Origin of the sequence: Flavobacterium amniphilum, from assembly GCF_023634845.1 — a bacterium.
GTDB classification, from domain to species: Bacteria; Bacteroidota; Bacteroidia; order Flavobacteriales; family Flavobacteriaceae; genus Flavobacterium; species Flavobacterium amniphilum.
Map to the genome: position 1 here is coordinate 43,796 of NZ_JAMLJL010000016.1, position 22,419 is coordinate 66,214.

Consider the following 22,419-nt stretch of genomic DNA (forward strand, 5'->3'; position numbering starts at 1 on the left):
CAAAGCAAATGACAAATACTAATGGAAGAGAATTAATCTTCAGGCATTTAGACGGTATAGTAACCGCTCCCATTGCTTTTATTCTAAAGGAAAAAGGAGTGTTGCAAAAGTTGTCGGAACTTCAGAAAACGACTTTAAAAACACTTTCAGCCGAATGTAAGGCCAACGACGGATACCTCAATGTCGCTTTACGGGCTTTGGCTTCACAGGGATTTATTGATTACGGGATTGACGAAGCAAACAAAGAAATTATAATCAGCGTTAATTCCAACAGTGAATATGCTTTTTCCCAATTTTACCTCTACGATGATATTGTGAAGTTACTCTTTACTACCGATTTTTTTACGGCCAATGTCATTACAACACAATCCATCAGTCAGTTGAAACCCATCTTCGAAACATATAAAAGGAATTATGATATTGTTTTTGATGAAGATCCGGTAAAGAATAAAATCCAGCAGCAGATTTTAAAACACATTGAAGGATATCTTGCCGCACCTTTGGTTGTCAATCTCGGGATGACCGGAATGTTCCATAAGTATTTTATGGAAACCTCTTTCAGTCCGGACGAATTTCATAAGGAACCGGAAGCATTCGGACAGATGTTGGACTTTTTTACAGCTTTGGGATGGTTTGCCGAAAGAAACGGGAAATACCAGTTTGCTGATCAGGGATTTTTTTTTGCCAAAAGAGCTTCTGCTTACGGTGTAACGGTTTCGTATCTGCCGATGCTTAAAAATATCAAGTCACTGCTTTTCGGTGATCCGAATACACTCCGTAATATAGGAGTCAACGAGACCGAAATCCATGTGAACCGGGAAATGAACGTATGGGGGAGCGGTGGTGCACACAGCACTTATTTTAAAGTCATTGACGAAATTATCATCGAGTTGTTCAACAAGCCCATTGGCGAACAGCCGAAAGGTATCCTCGACATGGGTTGCGGTAACGGCGCTTTCCTGCATCATATCTTTAATGTAATTGAAAGACAAACACTACGCGGCAAGATGCTGGAAGAGTATCCACTGTTCTTGGTAGGAGTCGATTACAACCAGGTCGCCTTAAAAGTTACACGGGCCAATTTGATCAAAGCCGATATCTGGGCTAAGGTAATTTGGGGTGACATCGGGAATCCGGATCTACTGGCGCAGGATTTACAGGACAATTATAAAATCGATCTGAAAGATTTACTCAATGTCAGAACTTTTTTGGATCATAACCGCATATGGTCTGAACCGGAAGGTCTGCACAATATCGAAAGCCATTCAACCGGAGCTTTTGCTTACCGCGGCGAATTGCTTTCGAACGATAAAGTAGAAGCCAATCTCTACGAACATTTCAGGAAGTGGTCACCTTATGTGAAGCAATTCGGGTTGTTACTCATTGAACTGCATACGGTTGATCCGAATATTACGGCACAGCACCTGGGCCAGACTCCGGCGACTGCTTATGACGTGACACACGGATTATCCGATCAGTACATTGTTGAAGTCAAAGAATTTATTAAAGTTGCCGGAATGGCAGGGTTGCATTCGGAAGAACGCTTTTTCCAGCAGTTTCCCAACACTGATTACGCCACAGTGACGATACATTTACTCAAAGGAAAATAAGGGAGATATTAGATAGGGATAGCCAAAACTTACATTTTAAATAATCAAAGAAGAACATTTTTTATTGGCTATCCCTACACTTCTCATTTTTAGTATGAAACGTTCATTTAATAACGTATGAACCTACTACAAAGGTACAGAATTTAATCCTAAAATGGATTTATTTTTGAGTCTAAATTATTGTAATTAAGTAAATTAGGTGTTTTTGGTGAGAAGTTTAACAGTCCGGAAATATTGTGTTAACTTTGAACCTAAATTAAACGTTATGCAGATCAATTTCACCGAATTAAAGATAACCGTACAGCAAGCCATTGACTGTCTGGTACAAAAAGATAAAGAAGGTACAAGTGCCAAACTGAAAGAAGCCGGTGAAATTATAAACGAGCTGATGGACTTTGCCGATAACGACGACGATTTGATCGAACTCAGCCGTTATCAGGTTTTACTAACACAATTGGAACAGAAAAATGCCGGATAAATGTTACTGCGGTTCGGGAAATGATTTTGCACTTTGCTGCGAGCTTTATATCCTAGGGAAAAAGAAACCTTCAACGGCTGAGCAACTCATGCGTTCAAGATATTCGGCGTATTGTGTCCATGATGCCGACTATCTGATTGCGACAACCCATTTATCAACACGTAAACACCACCACAAAGAAGACATACTTTCTTTTGCCGTAGAAAACCATTGGGTGAAACTTGAAATTATCCAGAGTTCAGCACATACGGTCGAATTCAAAGCGTACTACCTTGACAGCAGCCTGAATGCACACACCCATCATGAAAAATCCACCTTTAAAAAGGAAGGAGACCAATGGTTTTATGTGGATGGGAAGTGGTTTTAGAGTTTTAGATTATTAGATTTTCAGAGTTTTATTGTTAAACGTCAGTTCGAGTGATTTTCGGAGAAAATCGTATCGAGAACTTTTTGTTTTGAGGATGACCTCTCGATACATTTTTATTCCGCTTCGCTGCACAAAAACACTCGAGGTGACGAACTGATTTAATTTTACCGTCAGTTCGAGTGATTTTACCGTAACGTAGTGAAGGGAAAATTGTATCGAGAACTTTTTGTTTTGAGGATGACCTCTCGATACATTTTTTATTCCGCTTCGCTGCACAAAAACACTCGAGGTGACGAACCGATTTAATTTTACCGTCAGTTCGAGTGATTTTACCGTAACGTAGTGAAGGGAAAATTGTATCGAGAACTTTTTGTTTTGAAGGATGGCCTCCCGATACATTTTTATTCCGCTTCGCTGCACAAAAACACTCGAGGTGACGAACCGATTTAATTTTACCGTCAGTTCGAGTGATTTTACCGTAACGTAGTGATGGGAAAATTGTATCGAGAACTTTTTGTTTTGAAGGATGGCCTCTCGATACATTTTTTATTCCGTTACTCTACATAAAAAACACCCGAGGTGACAAACTGATTTAATTTTACCGTCAGTTCGAGTGATTTTACCGTAACGTAGTGAAGGGAAAATTGTATCGAGAATTTTTTGTTTTGAAGAGTGGCCTCCCGATACATTTTTTATTCCGTTACTCTGCATAAAAAACACTCGAGGTGACGAACCGATTTAATTTTACCGTCAGTTCGAGTGATTTTACCGTAACGTAGTGAAGGGAAAATCGTATCGAGAATTTTTTGTTTTAAAATATAACCTAAAAAAGCTTCCCCTGAACACCTTCCTTCATTTCACCGCCAAAAATAAATTCCTCCACAATATCAAACTGTTTGCGTTCCGGATTAAAGCGGCGTAATGCGATGCGGTCACATAGAAAAGACAGGGCAGGTGTATTAAACAAAGCATAAGCCTTGGTGATCTGTTCCGGTTTTAAGCGGCGGCCAATCGATATATGGGGTTCACTGCTTTTGATTTCGGTTTTGTATTTAAATCCCTGATGGAATTCCTTCATGATGGCTTTCAATTGTTCTTTGCAGCTTTCATCGGGTGCCAGAAAAAAAGCACCGTTCGGGAAGGTGTCAAAGCGGTTGAAGCGTGTTGGCTCCGGATGTAAATAGCGGCAGATGGCCATCAGATGCTTTCGGATGTTGTCCAATTCCCTTGCATCGGTTTCAAACTCATTCAACGTAATATGTGCCAGTGAATTTTTACTGTTGTACCAACCAATGACAGCAGCCAGTTGCTCTTTCATCTGTTGGACTTCGTTTATAACTTCCCGGGAAGGATGGAGGACGACGGAATAACGTTCGGGCATGACCAATAAATTACAGATTATTCACAGATACCGTCAATACCGCACGATTCACCATCCAGTGAAATTGACTGCGGGTTCTCGGCCCTCCAGTTGGCAAAACTTTCCGTGATTACCTGAAGGAAATCATTGGGTTGTACCGCACCGCTGAATGTAATTTGGTTGTCAACCAGAAAGAATGGTACACCGCGTAGTCCCAACGACATGGATTGCCGGATATCCTGGCGGACTTCCTCTGTATAAGCCGTACTGTTTAAAATGGCTGTTGCTTCGGTAACCGGTAATCCCACTTCGCCTGCTATGGCAAGCAAAGTATCAACAGTACCGATATTTTCCCCGTTGCAGAATACCGCTTCAAACAAACGCTGTTCGAGCGCATGAACCGATCCGTATTGTTTCGCCCATTGCAGCAAACGGTGTGCGTGAAATGTATTCGCCCACTGCATACGGTCCATGTCGAAGGTAATACCGGAACGCGCAGCCATATCAGCCACATAAGTATTCATCTGCCGGGCTTCATCCACCGGAACATTTTTGTATTCGGCTAAAACTTCATGGGCGTTCTTACCCGCTTTCGGATAAAAATCCGGAGCAAGTTGGTAACTGTGCCATTCAATGCTGAGGCTGTCACGGTCAGGAAACTGTGCAAGTGCCGCATCGAGATTTTTCTTTCCGATGAAGCAGAAGGGACACATGAGGTCTGACCAGATATCGATTGTCATTTTAGGAGTCATGGACTTGGGATTTATGTTGTAAAGTTCGGAAAAAAATAAATGGGAATTGCATTGCAGTGTAAGAGTGTGGCTTCGGTACTTCGATACTTCGACAAGCTCAGTAACCGTAGCTCAGTAACCGGTTAGAACGTTGCCTGAGGTTCTCGAAGGCAAAAGTATGTGGCTTCGGTACTTCGATACTTCGACAAGCTCAGTAACCGTTGGAATGTGGCTTCGGCTCCGCTCAGCCACCATCGGTACTTCGACAGTTTCAGTAATCAGCTCAGCCACCGGGGAGAACGTTGCCTGAGGTTCTCGAAGGCAAAAGAGTGTGGCTTCGGCTCCGCTCAGCCACCATCGGTACTTCGACAGTTTCAGTAATCAGCTCAACCACCGGGGAGAACGTTGCCTGAGGTTCTCGAAGGCAAAAGAGTGTGGCTTCGAGAGCCTCAGCCATCGCAATAGACTTAGTTTATACGCAGGTGGTTGAGCGGAGCCGAAACCACCTTAAAACCGTGGCAATTTCGTTTTCAAAAATGAAATTGCCACAAAAGTTGTGGCAAAAAGAAAATTAAAAACGAAATTGCCACAAAGGATGTTCGGGTTATTGTTGCTTTTATCCGGAATTTGTTTTTTGGATTTCTTACAGGAATCAATTGGTGGCCTGCTTCTTTAATTTCAAAAACCTGAAATCATTTTTCAAACCGTTGCAATAGAGTAAACCGCCATCTAAGTTGGATGCTAAATTCAAAATAATTTTAACCGTTTCATTTGCCATGATGCTGCCAATCATTCCGCAAACCGGGCTGCTGACACCATTGATTGTGCAGGAATCATTTTTTAACAGCGTTTCCATATCAAACAGGTCCCGGTATTGAAACTGGTTTTTATAATGAAAAAGCGTAACATATCCCTGCCAATCCGAAACCGCACCATGTACCAGCGGTACTTTGTGAAAACCACACTGTTTGTCCAGGACCAGCCGGGTCGCCAGATTATCCGAACAATCACAAACAATTGTATAATCTGAAATAATGTCGGCAAAATTATCATTGGTTATACACGCTTCAACAGCGATAACCGTTACATGATTATTTTGTGCGGCTAATTTCCCGGTCAGGACGCGGGCTTTCTTTTGTCCGATTTCAGCCGGTGTATATAAAAACTGCCGGTGTAAATTGGTTTCATTTACTTCGTCAAAATCGGCGATTCCAACTTTACCAATGCCCATTGCTGCCAGATAAGTGGCGACTACGGTGCCCAATCCTCCGGCACCGACAACCAAAACACCAGCCTTATCAATTTGTTCCTGTCCAAGTGTTCCTATTTCGGGGAGGAGTATTTGCTGACTGTAGCGTTCCTTCATCGGTTAATTTGTGATGTAATGGAGCTGTCCGTAATTTTATCATCGGCGGCTAACAAAAATGCTTTGGAAATAATAACCGAAAGACCATTGTCACCTTCAAACGGCAAAAATAAATTTTCACTTACATCTTTCTTACTTCTGTCAGGAACAATACACAAATACTGATCATTCGGTTCCATTAAAATATTGGTACTTCCTATATGTATTTTATACGTTCTCAATTTACCTTTCACCACCACAAACCGGTCTTCAATATGTGTAACCGATGCAATTTTTAAGCGGGGGATAAGCCCCTGAAGTATTTCCTTTCTGTTTTTGGCAATTTCCGATAAATCACCAAACGAATAGGACTGCCAATAATCCCTGTGGTTAGGCAATCCGCCCGAGTCACTCCAGGTAGGATCATTTCCGACACTCGCTACGCCCACAAATAAATCGACATCGCGCATCGCTTCAGAAAAAGCAATTGGCGGGACATTAATCAGTTCTATTAATTCATTTGTTTCCGAATTTACAAAACGGATTTGATCTGTCGTGACATAATTCCATATACCGGTTGCATTGAACTCATCGTTAGCATTTAACGGATTTACCCAGTATTCCACACGGATTGCATATTCCGGAAGAAAAAGCAGGGCAGTATCCTCGTCTCCGCCATCCCAGGCCCCCATCAATTTGGCTTTCCAGTTTCTTCCTTTGGCCAGCGTCACATATTGATGCTGTTTCAGGATATGCGATGCCATCCGGTTGCTGTAGGTTCTCGTATTGATTTCCGCTTCCGTAAGCAAATAAATTTCCCGGTAGGCTTGTTTAAACGGTTGCTGAATTTGGCCCTCCAGTAAAAACTGGCGCCATTCCTTCACTTCATTGGTACTGCTTGTTACAGGATGCCACAACGAAACCGTTGTAAACTCATCAATACCGATAGGGTCATGATGTATGGAAATCCATTGGTTATTGCTGTAAATAGCCAGGCATTCCGTTGTATCGTTGGAAAATTTAAAAATCACTTTATTGATCACAAAAGAAAGCAAACCATGCTGTATGTATTTTTCTTTGAAATAATCCAAAGTCATGGTTCTGTTGCTTCGTAACATCCGGTCAAACCGTTCCTTTTGCGAAACCGTCGTCTGGTCGATTTGTTTCTGAACCGCTTTGAGTTTCTTAAGTTTTGCCGCGAATTTGTCTTTGACCAATTGTGGAACCGATTTTTGTTGGCTACCGTCCGGTTTGATCCATTTTAAATTGGATTTACCGATGCCTGTCAGTTCAAGTACCCCGGTAAAGTCATCAAAAGTATACGTCAGCTGATGGTCTTTCAATTTAAAGTCATCTACCGCCAAATCTTCAATTTCAGTTGAAGAGATTCCTAATTTAGCGGCAGCTTCATCGATATATTTTTCAATAAGCGTTAAGGTATTGGCCTGTTTGATTTTTAAACGCAAACGCGACAGTTGGGCAATTCCGTCCAATCCTTTTGACGCATAAAGGGTATATAAACAGGCATTCCCGATTCCTGCTGCAGCGGGTCCTTTTTCAGGAATTTTTTTGAAAGAGCGGTCGGCGAGCTTGCTGATTGTCTGAATTGTTGTGTTGTCATAAAACCAGGACGACATCCATACAAACCCCTTAATGGCATCGGCATTCAGACTGGACAAAAATTCAATTACATTATAAGTAGATTCATATCCGCTATAGGTATAGGTTTTTACCGTTACCGTTTCTTTAAGGTTGATTACAAACGTAAACCATTCCTGCGTAACCTTCTTGAATTTATCCGATCCGAGTTGGTCAATAATTTTTTTAGCTTCGTTCAGATATTTCTGCGAAGGTTTACCGCCATTTGCTTTTTGTGCCAGGGCAATTAATTCGAACCAAAGTTTTTTGTCTTCTTCTTTTTGCTGTTCCAATACATTATTGGCAAAGGGTTGAAATTCATCTTCCCCTAAAAAGTAAGTTGGTTTTACACCTCCTTCTTCACCTTTAGCAGCATGAAGATAAATTTTGATTTTTTCGTCTAATTTAACCTGTTCTTTGTAAAAGTAGGTATTGGGACTTTTTTCAATACTTACAATTTCATTCAGTAACCCTACGACACTTTCAGGAATTTCGGTGGGAGGAAAACTGTATTCAATTTGTCTGAAAAAACCGGCTATGGGCCACCAGTATATTCCGGTGTAGGTTTCATTACAAAACTTTTGTTTAAAGATTTCATAAAGTGCAACGATGTTTTTTTCAGAAAACTTCATTTTGCTCCTAAACATATTGGCGAGCATCTGGGAAGTCAACTGGTGTTCATCATGCAGTTTTTGATGACCTTTGCGGTAAGAAGGATAGGTGTTTTTGCTCGTGTTTGCCAAGTAAATGGCAAATTCCCCCTTTTTTTCATCATCCCATTTTTTGATGGATTCATTGTAAAAGGGGATTTCCGAGAACGTAACATTATAAAAAAAGAAGTGTGTCTGGCTCGTATATTCCCTGATACACCGGTCAATTGCCTCTCTGAATTCTGTATTTTCCTCCGTATTTTTTCCGATACTTTCTTCGGTTTTCAAACCCATGGCAGATTTGATTTTTTTAAATAATTCCATAATACAACCGGTTACCCTCCAACTAAAGGCGTTAGTTTGACAAAAGAGATTTTTGAATCATTTCTGAAAGTCACCAGTTGGTCAAGTTCCTCCAGTTGCTGATTGTCAACCAAGATAAAGAAACCGTTTTTCTGAAAAGCATTCAAAGCAATGTACACCTGCTTTTCTGTATCAATCAGTTGCTTCGCTTTTAGTTTGTATCCGTTAAGGGTACGTTCGGCATTTGTGGGTTCCACCAGTCCGTTAAAATAGCCGGGCAAACGTTTGTTATAACTTTCAATTTCGGCAGTGACGCGTTTTGTGATCAACTCTTCCACGGTTATGGAAGCCGATTGTACTTCGATTTCAAATTGGTTTGTAACCGTACCGTTTAAGAGTTCATCTGAAATTAGGATATTCATGTGACGGATGTATCGGATTAAATTAAATATTTTTTAGATTCCCATTAGTTGCAACGGGGTTTTAAATATAGCTATTTTCAAAGGGAACAAACAAGCTAAACGGTGATAATTTTATGAACAAATAAAGCCGGATAAAACGACGTTGCCTGAGGTTCTCGAAGGCAAAAGTTTGTGGCTTCGGTACTTCGATACTTCGACAAGCTCAGTAACCGTAGCTCAGCAACCAGCTCAGCCACCGGTTCAGTCGTCGGAAAGAACGTTGCCTGAGGTTCTCGAAGGCAAAAGAGTGTGGCTTCGAGAGCCTCAACAACCGCAACAGACTTAGTTTATACACAGGTGGTTGAGCGGAGTCGAAACCACCGTAAACCTGTGGCAATTTGATTTTCGAAAATGAAATTGCCACAATACTTCGACAAGCTCAGTAACCGTCTGGTGTGGCAAAAAGAAAACTGAAAACGAAATTGCCACAGGTTTACTCTATTTTTTAAGCTTGGTTCAGATGAATAATCCTTATGAAATCCTCTCCGGTCATTTCGGATTCATCAGTATTTATTTTGATAACATCGCCGTTATCAAGTCCAAGAATTACGAAATAGGATTTGTGTTTTCCGTTTGTTATAAGGATTCCCGTAATCAGAATCTTATTCCAGAAAATTTCAGTTCCGTCTTTTAACACAAACGAATCGGTTTTGATTTTGATTAAAATCTTTTTTCTGGCGAAGAAAACTTGATATGAAAAAAATAAAATGGCCAGGAAGTCACCCCAAAATAATGCCTTTGCATCGAAACTGAGCGGTTTTGTTACATCAGAAGTACCGAAAAGATAAATAAGTACTAAAAAAGCAAGTACTAAAAAGAAAATAAAGACATGTTTGTTCCTGTATATGTTTTTATTATGGGTTTGCTCTTTACTTCTGTATTTTGATGACTTAATTTTTTCATATTCATTATATGTAGTTCGTGCACCGAAAATATCATTAAAAAAATCCGGTTTGATATATTTCGTATGGATTATTTCCCTTACTTCCTCTTTGGTATAATTCCCCATGTTACAATTTTGGGTTGATTTAATTACTGATTTCAACTCTCAATAAAATCACTGAGTTTTACATCACCGCGTGTGGGAATAAATTCGGTGATCTCATACCTGGCAATACCATGTTGGTGAAACGGATCTTCCTGAATTATTTTAGCAAGTTCCTCCTTAGTAGTATTCACGGCAAGGATAACACCGCCGGTTCTCGGGTTTTTCCGTCCGGATAAGATGAATTTTTCCTGTGCGTAATATTTATCCAGGAAACGGATATGTTCCTGGAGATTTTTCTCTACTTCCTCAATCGGTTTGCAGTAGGTGAGCGCAATGATGAACATTTTTTACTCGGTTTCGTTATACGAATTCACTTTGAAAAGCATGCGGAATCCGACCGGGTCTTTTTTTGAATTGGGATACTTTTCGGCATTTACCCTTTTCTCAAATTCTTTCATGATATCCAGATCCAGATCATCCTTCACGGCATAGGTGATTTCATTGGTGTCCTTTTTCAATTTAAACTCCACCATGATTTTACCCGGTTTGGTTGAATTTTTGAATAATTCCTCAAAAATGGCATTCACTTTATCGAGTATCATTTTAAGATCTTCAAGCGATGTGTTTTCCTTTAGTTCCTGATCGGTATTCAGTAGCTCAACAGTTTCCAGTTTGGTTTCTTTTTCACCTTTGTCAAGTTTGGTTATTACCTTTCCGTCCTTGTACATCACCTTTTTATCCATATCAGGTCTTGGCGCTTCATCCAGCCACATCAGTTTCAGGTCTTTCGGTAGTAAATTCAGGATGTAATTGTGTTCTTTCGTTTCCACAATCAGCAAAGGTTCTTCGATATCGAATGAAATCACCGCCCAGTAGTATTGCAGTTCCTGTTGAGTAGCCTTACGGATCACAAAATCCCCGGTGATTTCCTTTTTAAGTTGGTCCCAGATGATTTTCGAATCTTTCATACTCTGGCTCATCTTTCCGGCCAATTCCATTTTGTCGACTACAAAAGTCACATCTGCTTTTTCAATCTTCTGGATTTCGGGATTGTTTTTAAACCTTGACCATAATACCGGTCCTACAATCAGGTTATCCTGCAGTATTTTATAATTGTCCCCTTTTAAATTGTTGGTGATCAGTTTTTTGGCTTCTTCAATTTTTTTTGGACTGCAGTAATTGTAAACAACTCCTTTCGGGATGGTAACGGTTTCTTTTTGCTGCGCAGACGAAAACTGGAATGCCAATAGGAGTAGGACAAGGTTTGTAATTTTCATGGTCATGTTTTAAGGATGTATGCAAATATATTCAAAAGGATGGATATAGTCGGGAAGGTTTTTTGTTTAATGGTGGCTTCGGTACTTCGACAGGCTCAGCAACCAGCTCAGCCACCATCGGTACTTCGACAGGCTCAGCAACCATTGGAGTGTGGCTTCGAGAGCCTCAGCCACCGCAACAGACTTAGTTTATGCACAGGTGGTTGAGCGTAGTCGAAACCACCGAAACCTGTGGCAATTTCATTTTCAAAAACGAAATTGCCACAATACTTCGACAAGCTCAGTAACCGTCTGGTGTGGCAAAATGAAAATTGAAAATGAAATTGCCACAGGTTGATCCGCAATTATCTTTTTTAAAGGAGTAAACCCATCCCTTAATTCGGTGAGAAGCAAACAGTGGATTTCTTATTTTTTTGGAGGAATTATCCTGATAATTTTTCTTTTTTTAGGAGACATCTTTGTAAAGTAAGCTTACAAACTAAACAGCTAAAACTTTATACGATGAGAAAAATTATTTTTACGAAAGCATTATTGCTTTTTTGGGGTATTGTCAGCGGACAATGCATTATCAATGGTACTTTAGAGAGTACCTGTACCGGTAACGGTTTTAATGCCAGTAATATTTGCGTAAACGGATGGACTGCCAGTCATGGTACGCCAACGGTTATGGGGACGGTAGGAGTTAACACCTGGGCCTGGGTTTGGTCCAACTCAGGCAGGGGAGAAGGGATTATAACCAATTACGATTTTCAAGCGGGGAGAACTTACCGGATAACATTTGACGTACGTGCTTCAACCAATATTTCCAATCCTAACACAACCGTTCTGAACTCAACCCTTAATGCCCGAGTTACTTCCGGGATAAACGGCAATACAAGTACGGCTATGCCCACACTCTCAGGTTCACAGGCTATTTGGGGCAGTACAGTTGGAAATGCAATAGCTAATTCAGGAACCGGTTGGGATACGATAACCGTCACTTTTACACCATCAGTGAATTATACGCAATTATGGTTTTATCCTATGATGACCGCCACTCCAGCTGGTAATGGCGGTGCGCAAATTCAGATGGAAGTGGACAATGTGAGCATTATCCCACCGGTGACTTCGGTGTTTCATTTCCAGGATGCGGGTGGCACAGTTAAAACCGATTTCTGTTCTGGAGAATCTGTCTTTCTAAATGGAACCAATTCATTTGGTGAAAATCAGTACTATATTGATGTATGGAGAAGACCCATTGGTTCAACTGCATCTTTTCAATGGCAGGCCCAACTGGGGGCTAACGGTTGGTCAAGCGGTCAGGCAGGGCTTTTGAATTTAAGCAGTATATTTGCGTCGCAAAATTATTCTTTTGCGGCCGGTTTTGAATACCAGGTCAAAATGGCCACGGCTTCAGCACCGTGTGTAGGGTGGGTGGAAAGCACCCAAACATTCAGGGTATTGAACAATACGGCTTCACCCGCTTTCACCTTTAACAGTTTTTGTGCGCCTAACGGATCCATGAGCGTTACGGCTACGGCTTCGTATACTGCCCCGGGGCTTAACCAATGGTGGGCATTGATGGAAACCAATGTGCCGGGCGCGATTTCTGATGCGGCTACCATAGGTCAGGTGGGAGTCGTTCAAAACGGGACTACCGTAACGTTTACCGGCTTGAGCCAAACCAAAAGCTATTACATCAAGCATGGTGTTTACGGAAACTGCATCAATTGGACCGAACAGCGTACCGCTTTACCGCAAAGTGTATTCTGGTCTAATTATACGACCAATTTTAATCTGGCGCCAAGTGCAAACATTAACGGAACGGTTTCAGTAACCGCTGCTGCCCACAGCAATCCGGTATTTGTGAACCATCACTGGTCTGTTTATTATGCGCCGAACGGATCAACTTCAGGAAACACTGGTGTACCCGGAAATCCTGTTCAATGTTGTTCAAATGCATCTGCAACCTTCAGTGCCAATTTGGCCGTGAACCAATGGTATTACATCAAGCATGGTATTTATAATGATTGCTCAGGCTGGAATGAAACCCGTAAAGCTTTCCGGGTTGTGATACAAGGATTTTTGGCCGACGGTTCGCCTGATTATGCGGTAGAAGAATATCAGATTGAAACCAAAGCAAAAGCAGCACAAGTAAGCGCTACTGAAGACACGGTGCTTTATCCGAATCCTGTGGCAGCTGGGGAAAAATTATATTTTAGTACCGACGGATGTGAAGTCAGCGAAGTACAGCTGATTGATTTTACCGGGAAATCCCATAAACTGACTTTTGTGAAAACGAATTCCGATACGATTGAAATACATCTGGAACCCCAATTCAAACCGGGTGTTTACACGTTAAAAGTCATGTGTAAAGATGCTTCGGTGAGAATCAAAAAAGTAGTGGTGAATCCATAACCAACAGGAATAAAAAAAATCCTTTCAGTGTATAATGCCTGAAAGGATTTTTTATTTAATCCTGTGATTACAGGATTGTAGTAGGGTATATTACTCCTGGTATTCGGCTACCACTTCGGCATCAAACTCCATGTGGTCTTCCACTTCCTGGGCTACGGGTTTGGAAGCTTTAAGGGCATTGAATTTTTCGATTTGTTCCAATCCGTCCTCTTCACCGCTGAAATACGGGAATACATCCATAATAGGTGATTCGGAAATGGCCGGGATCGTAAATTCTCCCATGGTGTTCTTCATCGCATATAGGGTATTGTCGTAAGCTTCCTTCACATCATTGGCCTGCACCAGCAAATACATATTGGTTTTGCGTTCTTTACCGCTTTCTTCGTCATAGGCGGTCAACGCCACTTTGGAACGGAACCAGCGGTCGGCATTTTCAAACGGATGGATCTCGGCAAAGTTCGCCACTTTGATGTTGGTGATTTTGAATTCTTCACTCACATAGGACATCATTTCTTCCGTGATTCTGCTTTCGGCTTCGGTATAGGACAAGGCATCTACCAGATACGGTTCATTCGTCACTTTCAGCATGCCGTTTTCGTCTATTTTCTTGAATTTAATTTTGCATTCGTACCAGGTTGCGCTCATATTCTGTTTTTTTAAGGAGCGCAAAGGTAATTTTTAAAAGAAAAATAAAAGGTTTGCAGAATTTCTTTTTTTGGTTATGGTGGTTTCGTTGTTGGTGGCTGAGCGGAGCCGAAGCCACCACGGCTTCGATACTTTTTAACCCTGTCGGCGGTTGTGGCTTCGGCTCCGCTCAGCCACCACGGCTCCGCTCAGCCACCGTCGAGAGCACTTCGACAAGCTCAGTGTAACACCTCAGCCACCGCAGATTCACAAATTAAGAGTAGTTGCTTGTGACTTAGATACTTTACAGATTCACGAATGTGGCTTCGGCTCCGCTCAGCCACCACGGCTCCGCTCAGCCACCGTCGAGAGCACTTCGACAAGCTCAGTGTAACACCTCAGCCACCGCAGATTCGCAAATTAAGAGTAGTTGCTTGTGACTTAGATACTTTACAGATTCACGAATGTGGCTTCGGCTCCGCTCAGCCACCACGGCTCCGCTCAGCCACCGGGAAGAACGTTGCCTGAGGTTCTCGAAGGCAAAAGTATTCGATTTTTTAAGCAGCCATTAACCTCTTCCCGGCCATTCCTTTTTCCTGAATAAGGACTTTAAATTTGGTTCCCATATCCAGCAGCAGCATGTAGCTGAGAAAGACTTCTTCCCGGATCGCCTCGAGTACGTCCGTTTTAGTTGAAGACATTTCACGGAGGGATTCCTTAAAACCCAACCGCATCAGGAAATCGGCCTGGCTTGTGAGGCCCACACAGGTGAGTCCGTTTTTGAATCCCCAATGGCACAGCGCCGAAAAGTTGATGTGTGCCGTAATATCCTGATTACCTATATTATCGTACCAATTTTCATTGGTGGTATGTTTGTTGTAGCACAGCAGCGTGCCGCGTTGTTTCTGTGCGGTGTACAGTTGGGAAGAAATATAGCCATAATCGATGGTCAGAACATAGCCTTTTTTGAGATTTTTGGCGATTTCGGATATCCATTGTATGGCTTGCAGGTTGATTTCGGTGCGGAATCCTTGGGGCAGGTCTATATTAAGTTCGTTAAAGTAGGCTTTGAGTTCTTCGGAGGCCGGTTGGAGCTGTTCGTAAAAATTTTCGCCGTGACCAATGAAAACTTCCATAAGCCCGTCTTCCATCACGACCTGGTGCACCGGGAAATTATCGACGAGTTCATTCGACAGTATGCAGCCCGTAATTTCAGGAATGCCGGCGAGGGTAGGGTGCCAACTCACTTTCTCGGGGAGTTCCCAGTTAAGGGTTTGTTTCTCGATGATGCAGTAGTTGAGTTTTTCGTAGAATTCGGGGACAGTTTTAAGATATGCCATGATATCCATGCAGAGTTTGCCGTTCCCACCTCCAAACTCGACCACGGTGAATGGTTCTTTACCCATTGCGATCCACATGGCTTCGAGCTGTTTCCCTATGATCATCCCGAATACCGGGGTCAGTTGCGGACTGGTATAATAATCGCCTTTTACGCCAATGGGGTTCCCGTTTGAAGTGTAGTACCCCAAGCCGGGATAATACAGGGCCATCTCCATAAAATCGCAAAAGGATATGGGTCCGTTCTCCTGAATCTTGTGTACTATGATTTCTGATAGTTCCATAACGGTTAAATTTATACTGTTTTCGGAAACGGGGTATAATTATAACGCAGAATGGGAGGGAAAGTGTATTTTTTTTGCTGGAATTAAGGATGTTGGCTTCGGTACTTCGATACTTCGACAGGCTCAGTAACCGCAGCTCAGTGTAACACCTCAGCCACCGGGAAGAACGTTGCCTGAGGTCCTCGAAGGCAAAAGTGTGGCAAAAAGGTTTTTGAAAACGAAATTGCCACAATACTTCGACAGGCTCAGTAACCGTTTGGTGTGGCAAAAAGAAAATCGAAAATGAAATTGCCACGGATGATTGTTTGGTTGTGACCTCGACAGGATTCAAACCTGTGACTTTGAAAGTTGCTTTGTGCAGCGCTGTACCTACAAAGAATATTTTTTCAAGTTTGTTGTGGGTAGTTTTTGGGTATCAATCGCTGAAAGGTTGCATGATGCTGAAAGTTTTCGTTCTACCCCGGTAGCGGTTGGAAACCCTGTTGGCGGTTGTGGCTTCGGCTCCGCTCAGCCACCAAGGCTCTGTTGATGGATTTTTTAACCGCTTCCAGGGTCTCCGACCGCTGAAAGGGTTGCGTAGCGTTGAAGGTTTTCTCCGAACCCCGGGAGCGGTTGCAAAACTTGCCGGCGGTTGTGGCTTCGGCTCCGCTCAGCCACCCTCGAGATCACTTCGACAAGCGCAGTGTAACACCTCAGCCACCGTCGATGAGATCACTTTTTGACCATTTCCAAAAGCACCTCAATCCTTTTCTTCACATAAGCAGCATTGTCATTCTGTACTTTTATGGAATCTGCTTTTGATTTGTCTGACGGACGCAATATGGATTCGGTGGGGTGTTTCTCTTTAAACCATTTGAACGTTGTCGAATAATACCAATAGGATGAATCGGTCCAGGCATTTTCTTCCGCTTGGAATTTTTTAGCTTCTTCGCCGGTCATTGTCTGCCTGATGTCTGAAAACAGTTCTTTTTCCATATCTTTTATAATGTGGAAGTATTCTTTACGGCAATCGACTTCAAACTTCGGATTGTTTTTAACACAGAGCAGCAACTGACTGTTCAGGGAAGTCAGTGAATCGGTATGTTTTTTATACAAATCGTTTTGCCCGAATCCGGCAAGGGTGAAAAGGAGGAAGAAGAGGGAGAGTTTCATTTAGTAGTCTATTCTTGTTGTTTGTCAGGCTGATGTAGGAAGCCATAGGTTTAAAGTTAATATTGATAAGATCGTGTCAGTGACATTTTATTTTGACTTAGTGAAATAATCAGGAATTTATGACTATAAATGAATTCATCATCATCTCTGCTGTTGTCTCCCAATAGCCAAAGGTATTTATTGCCATTGAGGACTTCAATGTAATAGTTGTAGTTAACTGTTTTATCCCCTCTGTAGAATTTAGCTTTTTTTTCATTGGTGAACTCAATGTATTTATTTTTCTCCGGTGAAAGATCATTTGTTTTTTCAGCTGTGTAAATGGAAGAATCAGCTTTAAGTTGGGGGAGAAGTATATCACTTTTCCATTTCCCTTTCAGTAAAACCGAATAAGAGGCATTCAATTTTTCCTTTTCCTTTTCAAGTCGTTTTAAATAGCCACCAAAAATTTTATTTCTAATGTCAAAGTAAGTTAGTTTTTTCCAGTCGCAAAATCTGAAAATCTTGATTTCCTGGTTGTCTTTTTGGATTGTATAATATCGTACAGATGAGCTGAAGTGTTTTTCTGTGCAACTGTCTTTGTATTGTTCAACTAATTTTAAAAAAGCATTCAAGGTTTTAATTTCACTGTTATCCAAGAGTGTTTCAGAAGGCAAAAGACTGTCTGTATTAGGAATTGAAATTTTCCCGTAAACCTTTCCGTTTCTGTTTTCAAAAGACATTCCTTCAACGGCGTGGTATTCATCACCATGAACATGTTCTATTTTTAATGCTTTGGAAAATGTAGGAAGCTGTTGTGCATTTGCATTGATAAAGAGGAAATAAATCAGTATCAGGAAAATGATTTTGTTCATGTTGCAATTATTGGTTAATCACAGATTCGCAAATTTTTAATATTGATTTTATTATACGGGTGCAATTGAGTTGATGGTAAATATACTAAAATTACATCTGTTGTGTGATGCTGGTGAAAGAAGCATTTCATAATCTTAAACTTTGAACCGGTCTGCGTCCTAAAAGTGTGGCAATTTCGTTTTTGAAAATGAAATTGCCACAAAAGTTGTGGCAAAAAGAAAATTGAAAACGAAATTGCCACGGATTTGTTTAACCCTGTAGGTGGTTGTGGCTTCGGCTCCGCTCAGCCACCGGGATGAACGTTGCCTGAGGTTCTCGAAGGCAAAAGTATTCGATTTTTAACCCTGACAGGGTTGCGTGATATGGATGCTTTTCTTTGAAAGGTTACCGTTTCATCTCGTGGATGATCTTATTGGTTCTCCGGTCTTCATACATGCGGTTCAAGGCTGTGACTGCCCATATGAAAGCCGGCACCCATCCGATGATGGTGATTTGTAATAGTAAGCATATAATCCCTGATCCTATTTTACCTTGCAGCATTAGGGATAACCAAGGGAAGAAAAAGGCGATGACGTAGCGCATGGGGTTTGTTTTTTAGTAGTTCAATTTGCTGATTTTTTTGTTGGGATCTCGACTGGATTCAAACCTGTGATCTTCAGGGATGTTTTATGATTGATTTCTGATTTTAGGTCGTAGGATTCGGCACTCTAATAAACCAATTCAGAATTACACTGCCAATTTCAGCATTCAAAGTCTGTCCGTCTTCATTGAAAACGGAAATTTTTCCAATTCCACATTTGTGATTTGTCTTGCCATCAACAGGTGCAAAACCTTCAAAAGGAATCTGATCCGGTTGATTACATGACGGATACAGCAATAATGCTTTCTTGCTGGCCCAATATTCATTATACACATACATTTGGCGTAAATCTTGGGTCGATGGTTTGGACTGATCGATGTTTTTCCACTTGGTGTCAATGATATAGTTTTCGTTTTCTCCTTTTGATAAAACTATATCTGGGCGAATGGCAATATTTTGCCAAAAAGGTTTGGAATTTTGCCCCATGATCGTAAAACCCTTTTTCTCTTGGACTTGTTGCAATCGAACCAATATGTATTGCTCCCATAAGGCATTCATATCAAAAAGTAGTGCCAACATATTTTCGGCGCCGTTTTTGACATTTGGTGCGTAATTCAGGATGATAATCCGAGCGATTGCCAATGCAGTTTCATACGGTGCAGTTTTTCTATTGTGTGGGATTTGCTCAAAAGTTTTGGCGGTTACCTTGATTGTTTTTACTTCTGGAAAATCCAATTGGACTTTTTTACATGTACTGTATAAATAATTCCCCTTAGTGAGCGAAGCAATAATCTCTAAAGCGCAAAACAACACCTGATGCAGTAAATGGTCTTTATCATATACTTGATGGGTGGTATAAAAGCGTTCTTTATGCACCAAGTTTTTAGAAAGATGACCTGCAAATTCGAGTTTGCCTTTTAGGGCTTTTACCTGACTGGTTTCTTTATAATATTGTTTAATAAGCCCTTGATGGATGAGTTTTTGCACCTCAGCTAAAAACCACTCAAAGTAAATATCTAGCAAATGTTTGGATTGTGTAGCTACCGATGCCTCGTCCATTTTTTTTACCTTCAGGTGCTTGGTCACCCGAAGCATTTCAATTAAAGCTGCTTGCCATTTTACTTTGTTGTTCTCCGAATCTGATTCGTATTGATCTATTTTGGGTAAAATTTCAATGACTAAACCATCAACTTGTAGAACACCCACGTAGTTTTTGAAGGTAATTTTATTTACTCCTATAGTAAAATAATTACCTTTATGAATCTCATTCAATTTGACCAACGCATTATAATGCGCTTTTTTAAAATGATGCCCATTATATTCCTGCCCACAAATTAAGGTAGAATATTCAAAAACTTTTATACTTTTAGTCTTACTCATTTACCCCAATAAAGAAATGATGGCTTCTTGTATATCAAAATCCTTTCTAATAGCAAATACCGTTTGAAGTTCTGGTTGCTCAACTCCCACCGACAATTTTGCAAACTTGATTTCGTTATCCTGTGGTTTCTTAATCTTAACAAAACCCTCGCCCAATACTAGCGCTATTTTTTCGTAATCGTTATAAAAATATTCTTGTAATAGTGGGATAATATTGTTCTTAAAGGTATTTTCTAAATCTTCTAAGGAATTTACATTGATAAAATACGAATGTCCTATGGAATGATCACGATCTAAAAGTAGTTCGATACGCTTATTTATGGTTTCTAAAATCTCCGATAAATCTAAAGAAAAAGTAAAATCTTTGAAATAATCCAATTTACTTCTATCCTTTTCAGATTTCATCTGCTTCCAAATACCGTCTTTCTTTTCATCTATTTCATTTGGACGACCAAACAATTCAAAAAAGGAGTCTTCTTCTTTTTTAAACTCCAAATCTTCCCAATCAAGTTTTTCATAATCCCATAATAACTTACAGTACAAAGCTGATGGAGTTAACAATTCTGTTTGTGGCATCATTTCGGTAAAATTAAAACGACGACGTAAAGCGGTATCCAATGCCTCTACACTTCGATCAGCTGTGTTCATCGTACCTATAATATACAAATTAGGTGGCACCCCAAAAGTGTCTTTACTATACGGCAAGGTTACTTCTAGCGCTTCATCATTACCTAAACGTTTGCTTTCTTCAATAAGTGTAATCAATTCACCAAAGATTTGAGAGACATTACCACGATTGATTTCGTCGATGATGAGTACAAATGGTTTAATACTTTTTTTAACTATATTTGATTCAGAGTTGGGTATATATTTTTTTAATTTATCTAGAACAGGAGGATAATAAATACCTATACCAGTTTGTCCAACCTCTTCCTTTCCATAATAATAATTTCTTAAAGTATTTTTACTTAAAGTATGTCCTGTTCCCCCACTTGCCTTTTTAAATTGAATTGAATTGTCAGTAAAACCAAGAATTGTAAAATCTTTGTTTTTAGTTTTCATTGGAAACTTCATGTCTTGGTTTTCTTCCCAATCTTCTTTTAGCAAATTATATGCTTCATCAAATGACAAAAAACCCGAATCCTTTTGCGCGTCTAACCAATTGTCATTGGCTAACGATGATATTTTCCTAAAGACACCCGGCAATACATCATAAATAACATTTTTATTTTCATTAACCAAGGGTTTTATACCCTCAATAAAATCCTCATAAGACATGCTTTGGTGAAAAGTTATAAATGCTATTTGTCCTTTTGGATTTTCCCAATCGTTTATTAAAAAGCTATCAAATTTTTTCTTTAAATCATCTCTATTTATTTTCTTTAAATCATCTTCTTGAAGATTTTCAATTATTGAAATTGCTTTATTAATCGTATTGTATGTTTTACCAGTTCCAGGTGGACCGTATAGGATTTGATTCAAAGGAAAATTGTTCATGTATTTAATATTTTTTTGAGAAGACTTTACTAGATCATCATTTTCATTGAGATTAATTTCTGGATACCATATGGATTTAATATGCTTTGTTTTTACAACCTCTTTAATGGTCTGTAAATACCCTCCAAAACCAACTTCAAAAGGAATAAAATCATCTTCCCATTCAACTTCGAGAATTTGTCCATTATTTAAGTTGTTTATAACAATTCCTCTAGCTTTTATTGTCATAACAGATCTAGATTTTTTCCTAACAAATGCTGCTTTAATCGCAATATTACTACCTATTGGAACGGCATTTACCTCTTGGTTAAATTTATCATCATAGCCATTTTCCCAAACACTATTTTTTATAAACCTTTCTGTTTGATCTTGCGGACTTGATGTATCCCAATATGCACCTACTAAATAGTATTTAGCATTCTCTTTGTAATCGCAGAAAAAAGTATCATAAAAGCTTCTAAACCCAATTTGTTTGTGCGTTATAGTAGTAGGCAAATCCTGAACAGCTTTAGAAAAGAACTCTAATACATTGTCCTTCATTCTGGCTCCTTTACCTTTTTTGTCAAGGTTATCAATGAACTCTTTTTTAATCGAGCTATCGATAAAGTTATTATCAACCAGCTCTAGTTTATTATTTTCATAAATTAATTGGATATCCTCAGAATTTTCAACTACATCTTCTGGTTTAATAACTCTAATAGTTCTATATAATTCAGGATTTTTGTAAAACTGAGAATCAGATAAATCAGTAATAGAAAAATCTTTTATAGCTTCTAGTTTAAAAAAAGCTTTATTTCTAGCTGATCTTGAAGTTAATACTGCTAAGGATTTATCTATCTTTAAAAATTTTAAGACTATTAATTGAGAAACAGTGATTCCTAGATCTTGATGTATAATATCAAAGAGTAACGATTCTCTATTATTTTTAATTCCCCACTCTCGAGCTTGCCAAAATTGTACTTTGTTACCTCCTATCATATAGACATAATCGCCTATTTCTAAATCACCAAACCAAGAACTACCTTTGTCAGAAACATAATAACCTTCTTTCAATTGATTAGGGTCGAACTTTTGAGAAATTTTGCCGAAAAATAATTTCATATTACT

The 22,419-nt window shown here is 40.0% G+C and carries 19 protein-coding genes; 4 read left to right on the top strand and 15 right to left on the bottom strand.

Features of this window, described 5'->3' with window-relative positions; genetic code table 11:
- Positions 1 to 8: 8 nt before the first annotated feature.
- The 3 genes from NAT51_RS15920 to NAT51_RS15930 all read left to right on the top strand — a co-directional run bounded on the left by NAT51_RS15920 (position 9) and on the right by NAT51_RS15930 (position 2,455).
- Entirely contained in the window at positions 9 to 1,610 is a 1,602-nt protein-coding gene (locus NAT51_RS15920) for a class I SAM-dependent methyltransferase (RefSeq protein WP_250600411.1), read from the top strand.
- A 265-nt stretch (positions 1,611 to 1,875) separates the two neighbouring features.
- Positions 1,876 to 2,088, top strand: a complete 213-nt coding sequence (locus tag NAT51_RS15925) for a hypothetical protein (protein ID WP_250600413.1) — start codon at positions 1,876 to 1,878, stop codon at positions 2,086 to 2,088.
- Entirely contained in the window at positions 2,078 to 2,455 is a 378-nt protein-coding gene (locus NAT51_RS15930) for a YchJ family protein (RefSeq protein ID WP_250600415.1), read from the top strand. The genes NAT51_RS15925 and NAT51_RS15930 overlap by 11 nt, the downstream gene beginning before the upstream one ends.
- An 823-nt stretch (positions 2,456 to 3,278) precedes the next feature.
- Here NAT51_RS15930 and NAT51_RS15935 read toward each other — a convergent pair.
- The 8 genes from NAT51_RS15935 to NAT51_RS15970 form a co-directional block, all read right to left on the bottom strand.
- Positions 3,279 to 3,836 carry a 2'-5' RNA ligase family protein gene (locus NAT51_RS15935; RefSeq protein WP_394799706.1) on the bottom strand — a complete coding sequence of 186 codons (558 nt, stop codon included), beginning with the start codon at positions 3,834 to 3,836 and terminating at the stop codon, positions 3,279 to 3,281.
- Between the two features lie 17 nt (positions 3,837 to 3,853).
- Positions 3,854 to 4,567: a DsbA family oxidoreductase gene (locus tag NAT51_RS15940; protein ID WP_250600418.1), complete on the bottom strand. Its 714-nt coding sequence runs from the start codon at positions 4,565 to 4,567 to the stop codon at positions 3,854 to 3,856.
- A 631-nt stretch (positions 4,568 to 5,198) separates the two neighbouring features.
- A complete protein-coding gene (locus NAT51_RS15945) occupies positions 5,199 to 5,912 on the bottom strand; it encodes a HesA/MoeB/ThiF family protein (protein WP_250600420.1) in 714 nt (237 codons plus the stop codon).
- A complete protein-coding gene (locus tag NAT51_RS15950; RefSeq protein ID WP_250600422.1) occupies positions 5,909 to 8,503 on the bottom strand; it encodes a DUF4132 domain-containing protein in 2,595 nt (864 codons plus the stop codon). The genes NAT51_RS15945 and NAT51_RS15950 overlap by 4 nt, the downstream gene beginning before the upstream one ends.
- Before the next feature lie 11 nt (positions 8,504 to 8,514).
- Positions 8,515 to 8,904 (bottom strand): hypothetical protein, encoded by a 390-nt coding sequence (locus NAT51_RS15955; protein ID WP_250600424.1) that lies wholly within the window; start codon positions 8,902 to 8,904, stop codon positions 8,515 to 8,517.
- Positions 8,905 to 9,388: 484 nt separating this feature from the next.
- Entirely contained in the window at positions 9,389 to 9,952 is a 564-nt protein-coding gene (locus tag NAT51_RS15960) for a hypothetical protein (protein WP_250600426.1), read from the bottom strand.
- Positions 9,953 to 9,984: 32 nt separating this feature from the next.
- Entirely contained in the window at positions 9,985 to 10,275 is a 291-nt protein-coding gene (locus tag NAT51_RS15965) for a YciI family protein (RefSeq protein WP_250600428.1), read from the bottom strand.
- A gap of 3 nt (positions 10,276 to 10,278) precedes the next feature.
- Entirely contained in the window at positions 10,279 to 11,208 is a 930-nt protein-coding gene (locus tag NAT51_RS15970) for a hypothetical protein (protein WP_250600430.1), read from the bottom strand.
- A 501-nt stretch (positions 11,209 to 11,709) separates the two neighbouring features.
- On the opposite strand from NAT51_RS15970, the gene NAT51_RS15975 reads away from it, so the two are divergent.
- The gene (locus tag NAT51_RS15975; RefSeq protein ID WP_250600432.1) at positions 11,710 to 13,605 is read left to right on the top strand and encodes a T9SS type A sorting domain-containing protein; all 1,896 of its coding nucleotides are present in this window, start codon (positions 11,710 to 11,712) and stop codon (positions 13,603 to 13,605) included.
- Between the two features lie 90 nt (positions 13,606 to 13,695).
- Here the strand turns inward: NAT51_RS15975 and NAT51_RS15980 are convergent, their stop codons facing one another.
- The 7 genes from NAT51_RS15980 to NAT51_RS16010 all read right to left on the bottom strand — a co-directional run bounded on the left by NAT51_RS15980 (position 13,696) and on the right by NAT51_RS16010 (position 22,413).
- A complete protein-coding gene (locus tag NAT51_RS15980; RefSeq protein WP_250600434.1) occupies positions 13,696 to 14,250 on the bottom strand; it encodes a DUF4494 domain-containing protein in 555 nt (184 codons plus the stop codon).
- A gap of 536 nt (positions 14,251 to 14,786) precedes the next feature.
- A complete protein-coding gene (locus tag NAT51_RS15985; protein WP_250600436.1) occupies positions 14,787 to 15,851 on the bottom strand; it encodes a class I SAM-dependent methyltransferase in 1,065 nt (354 codons plus the stop codon).
- A gap of 711 nt (positions 15,852 to 16,562) precedes the next feature.
- Complete coding sequence (locus NAT51_RS15990; RefSeq protein WP_250600438.1) at positions 16,563 to 17,003, bottom strand: hypothetical protein; 441 nt, start codon at positions 17,001 to 17,003, stop codon at positions 16,563 to 16,565.
- Between the two features lie 56 nt (positions 17,004 to 17,059).
- Positions 17,060 to 17,854: a hypothetical protein gene (locus tag NAT51_RS15995; RefSeq protein WP_250600440.1), complete on the bottom strand. Its 795-nt coding sequence runs from the start codon at positions 17,852 to 17,854 to the stop codon at positions 17,060 to 17,062.
- Positions 17,855 to 18,239: 385 nt separating this feature from the next.
- Entirely contained in the window at positions 18,240 to 18,437 is a 198-nt protein-coding gene (locus NAT51_RS16000) for a YqaE/Pmp3 family membrane protein (RefSeq protein WP_250600442.1), read from the bottom strand.
- 103 nt (positions 18,438 to 18,540) lie between these two features.
- Entirely contained in the window at positions 18,541 to 19,815 is a 1,275-nt protein-coding gene (locus NAT51_RS16005; RefSeq protein WP_250600444.1) for an McrC family protein, read from the bottom strand.
- The gene (locus NAT51_RS16010; protein ID WP_250600446.1) at positions 19,816 to 22,413 is read right to left on the bottom strand and encodes an McrB family protein; all 2,598 of its coding nucleotides are present in this window, start codon (positions 22,411 to 22,413) and stop codon (positions 19,816 to 19,818) included.
- Positions 22,414 to 22,419 lie beyond the last annotated feature (6 nt).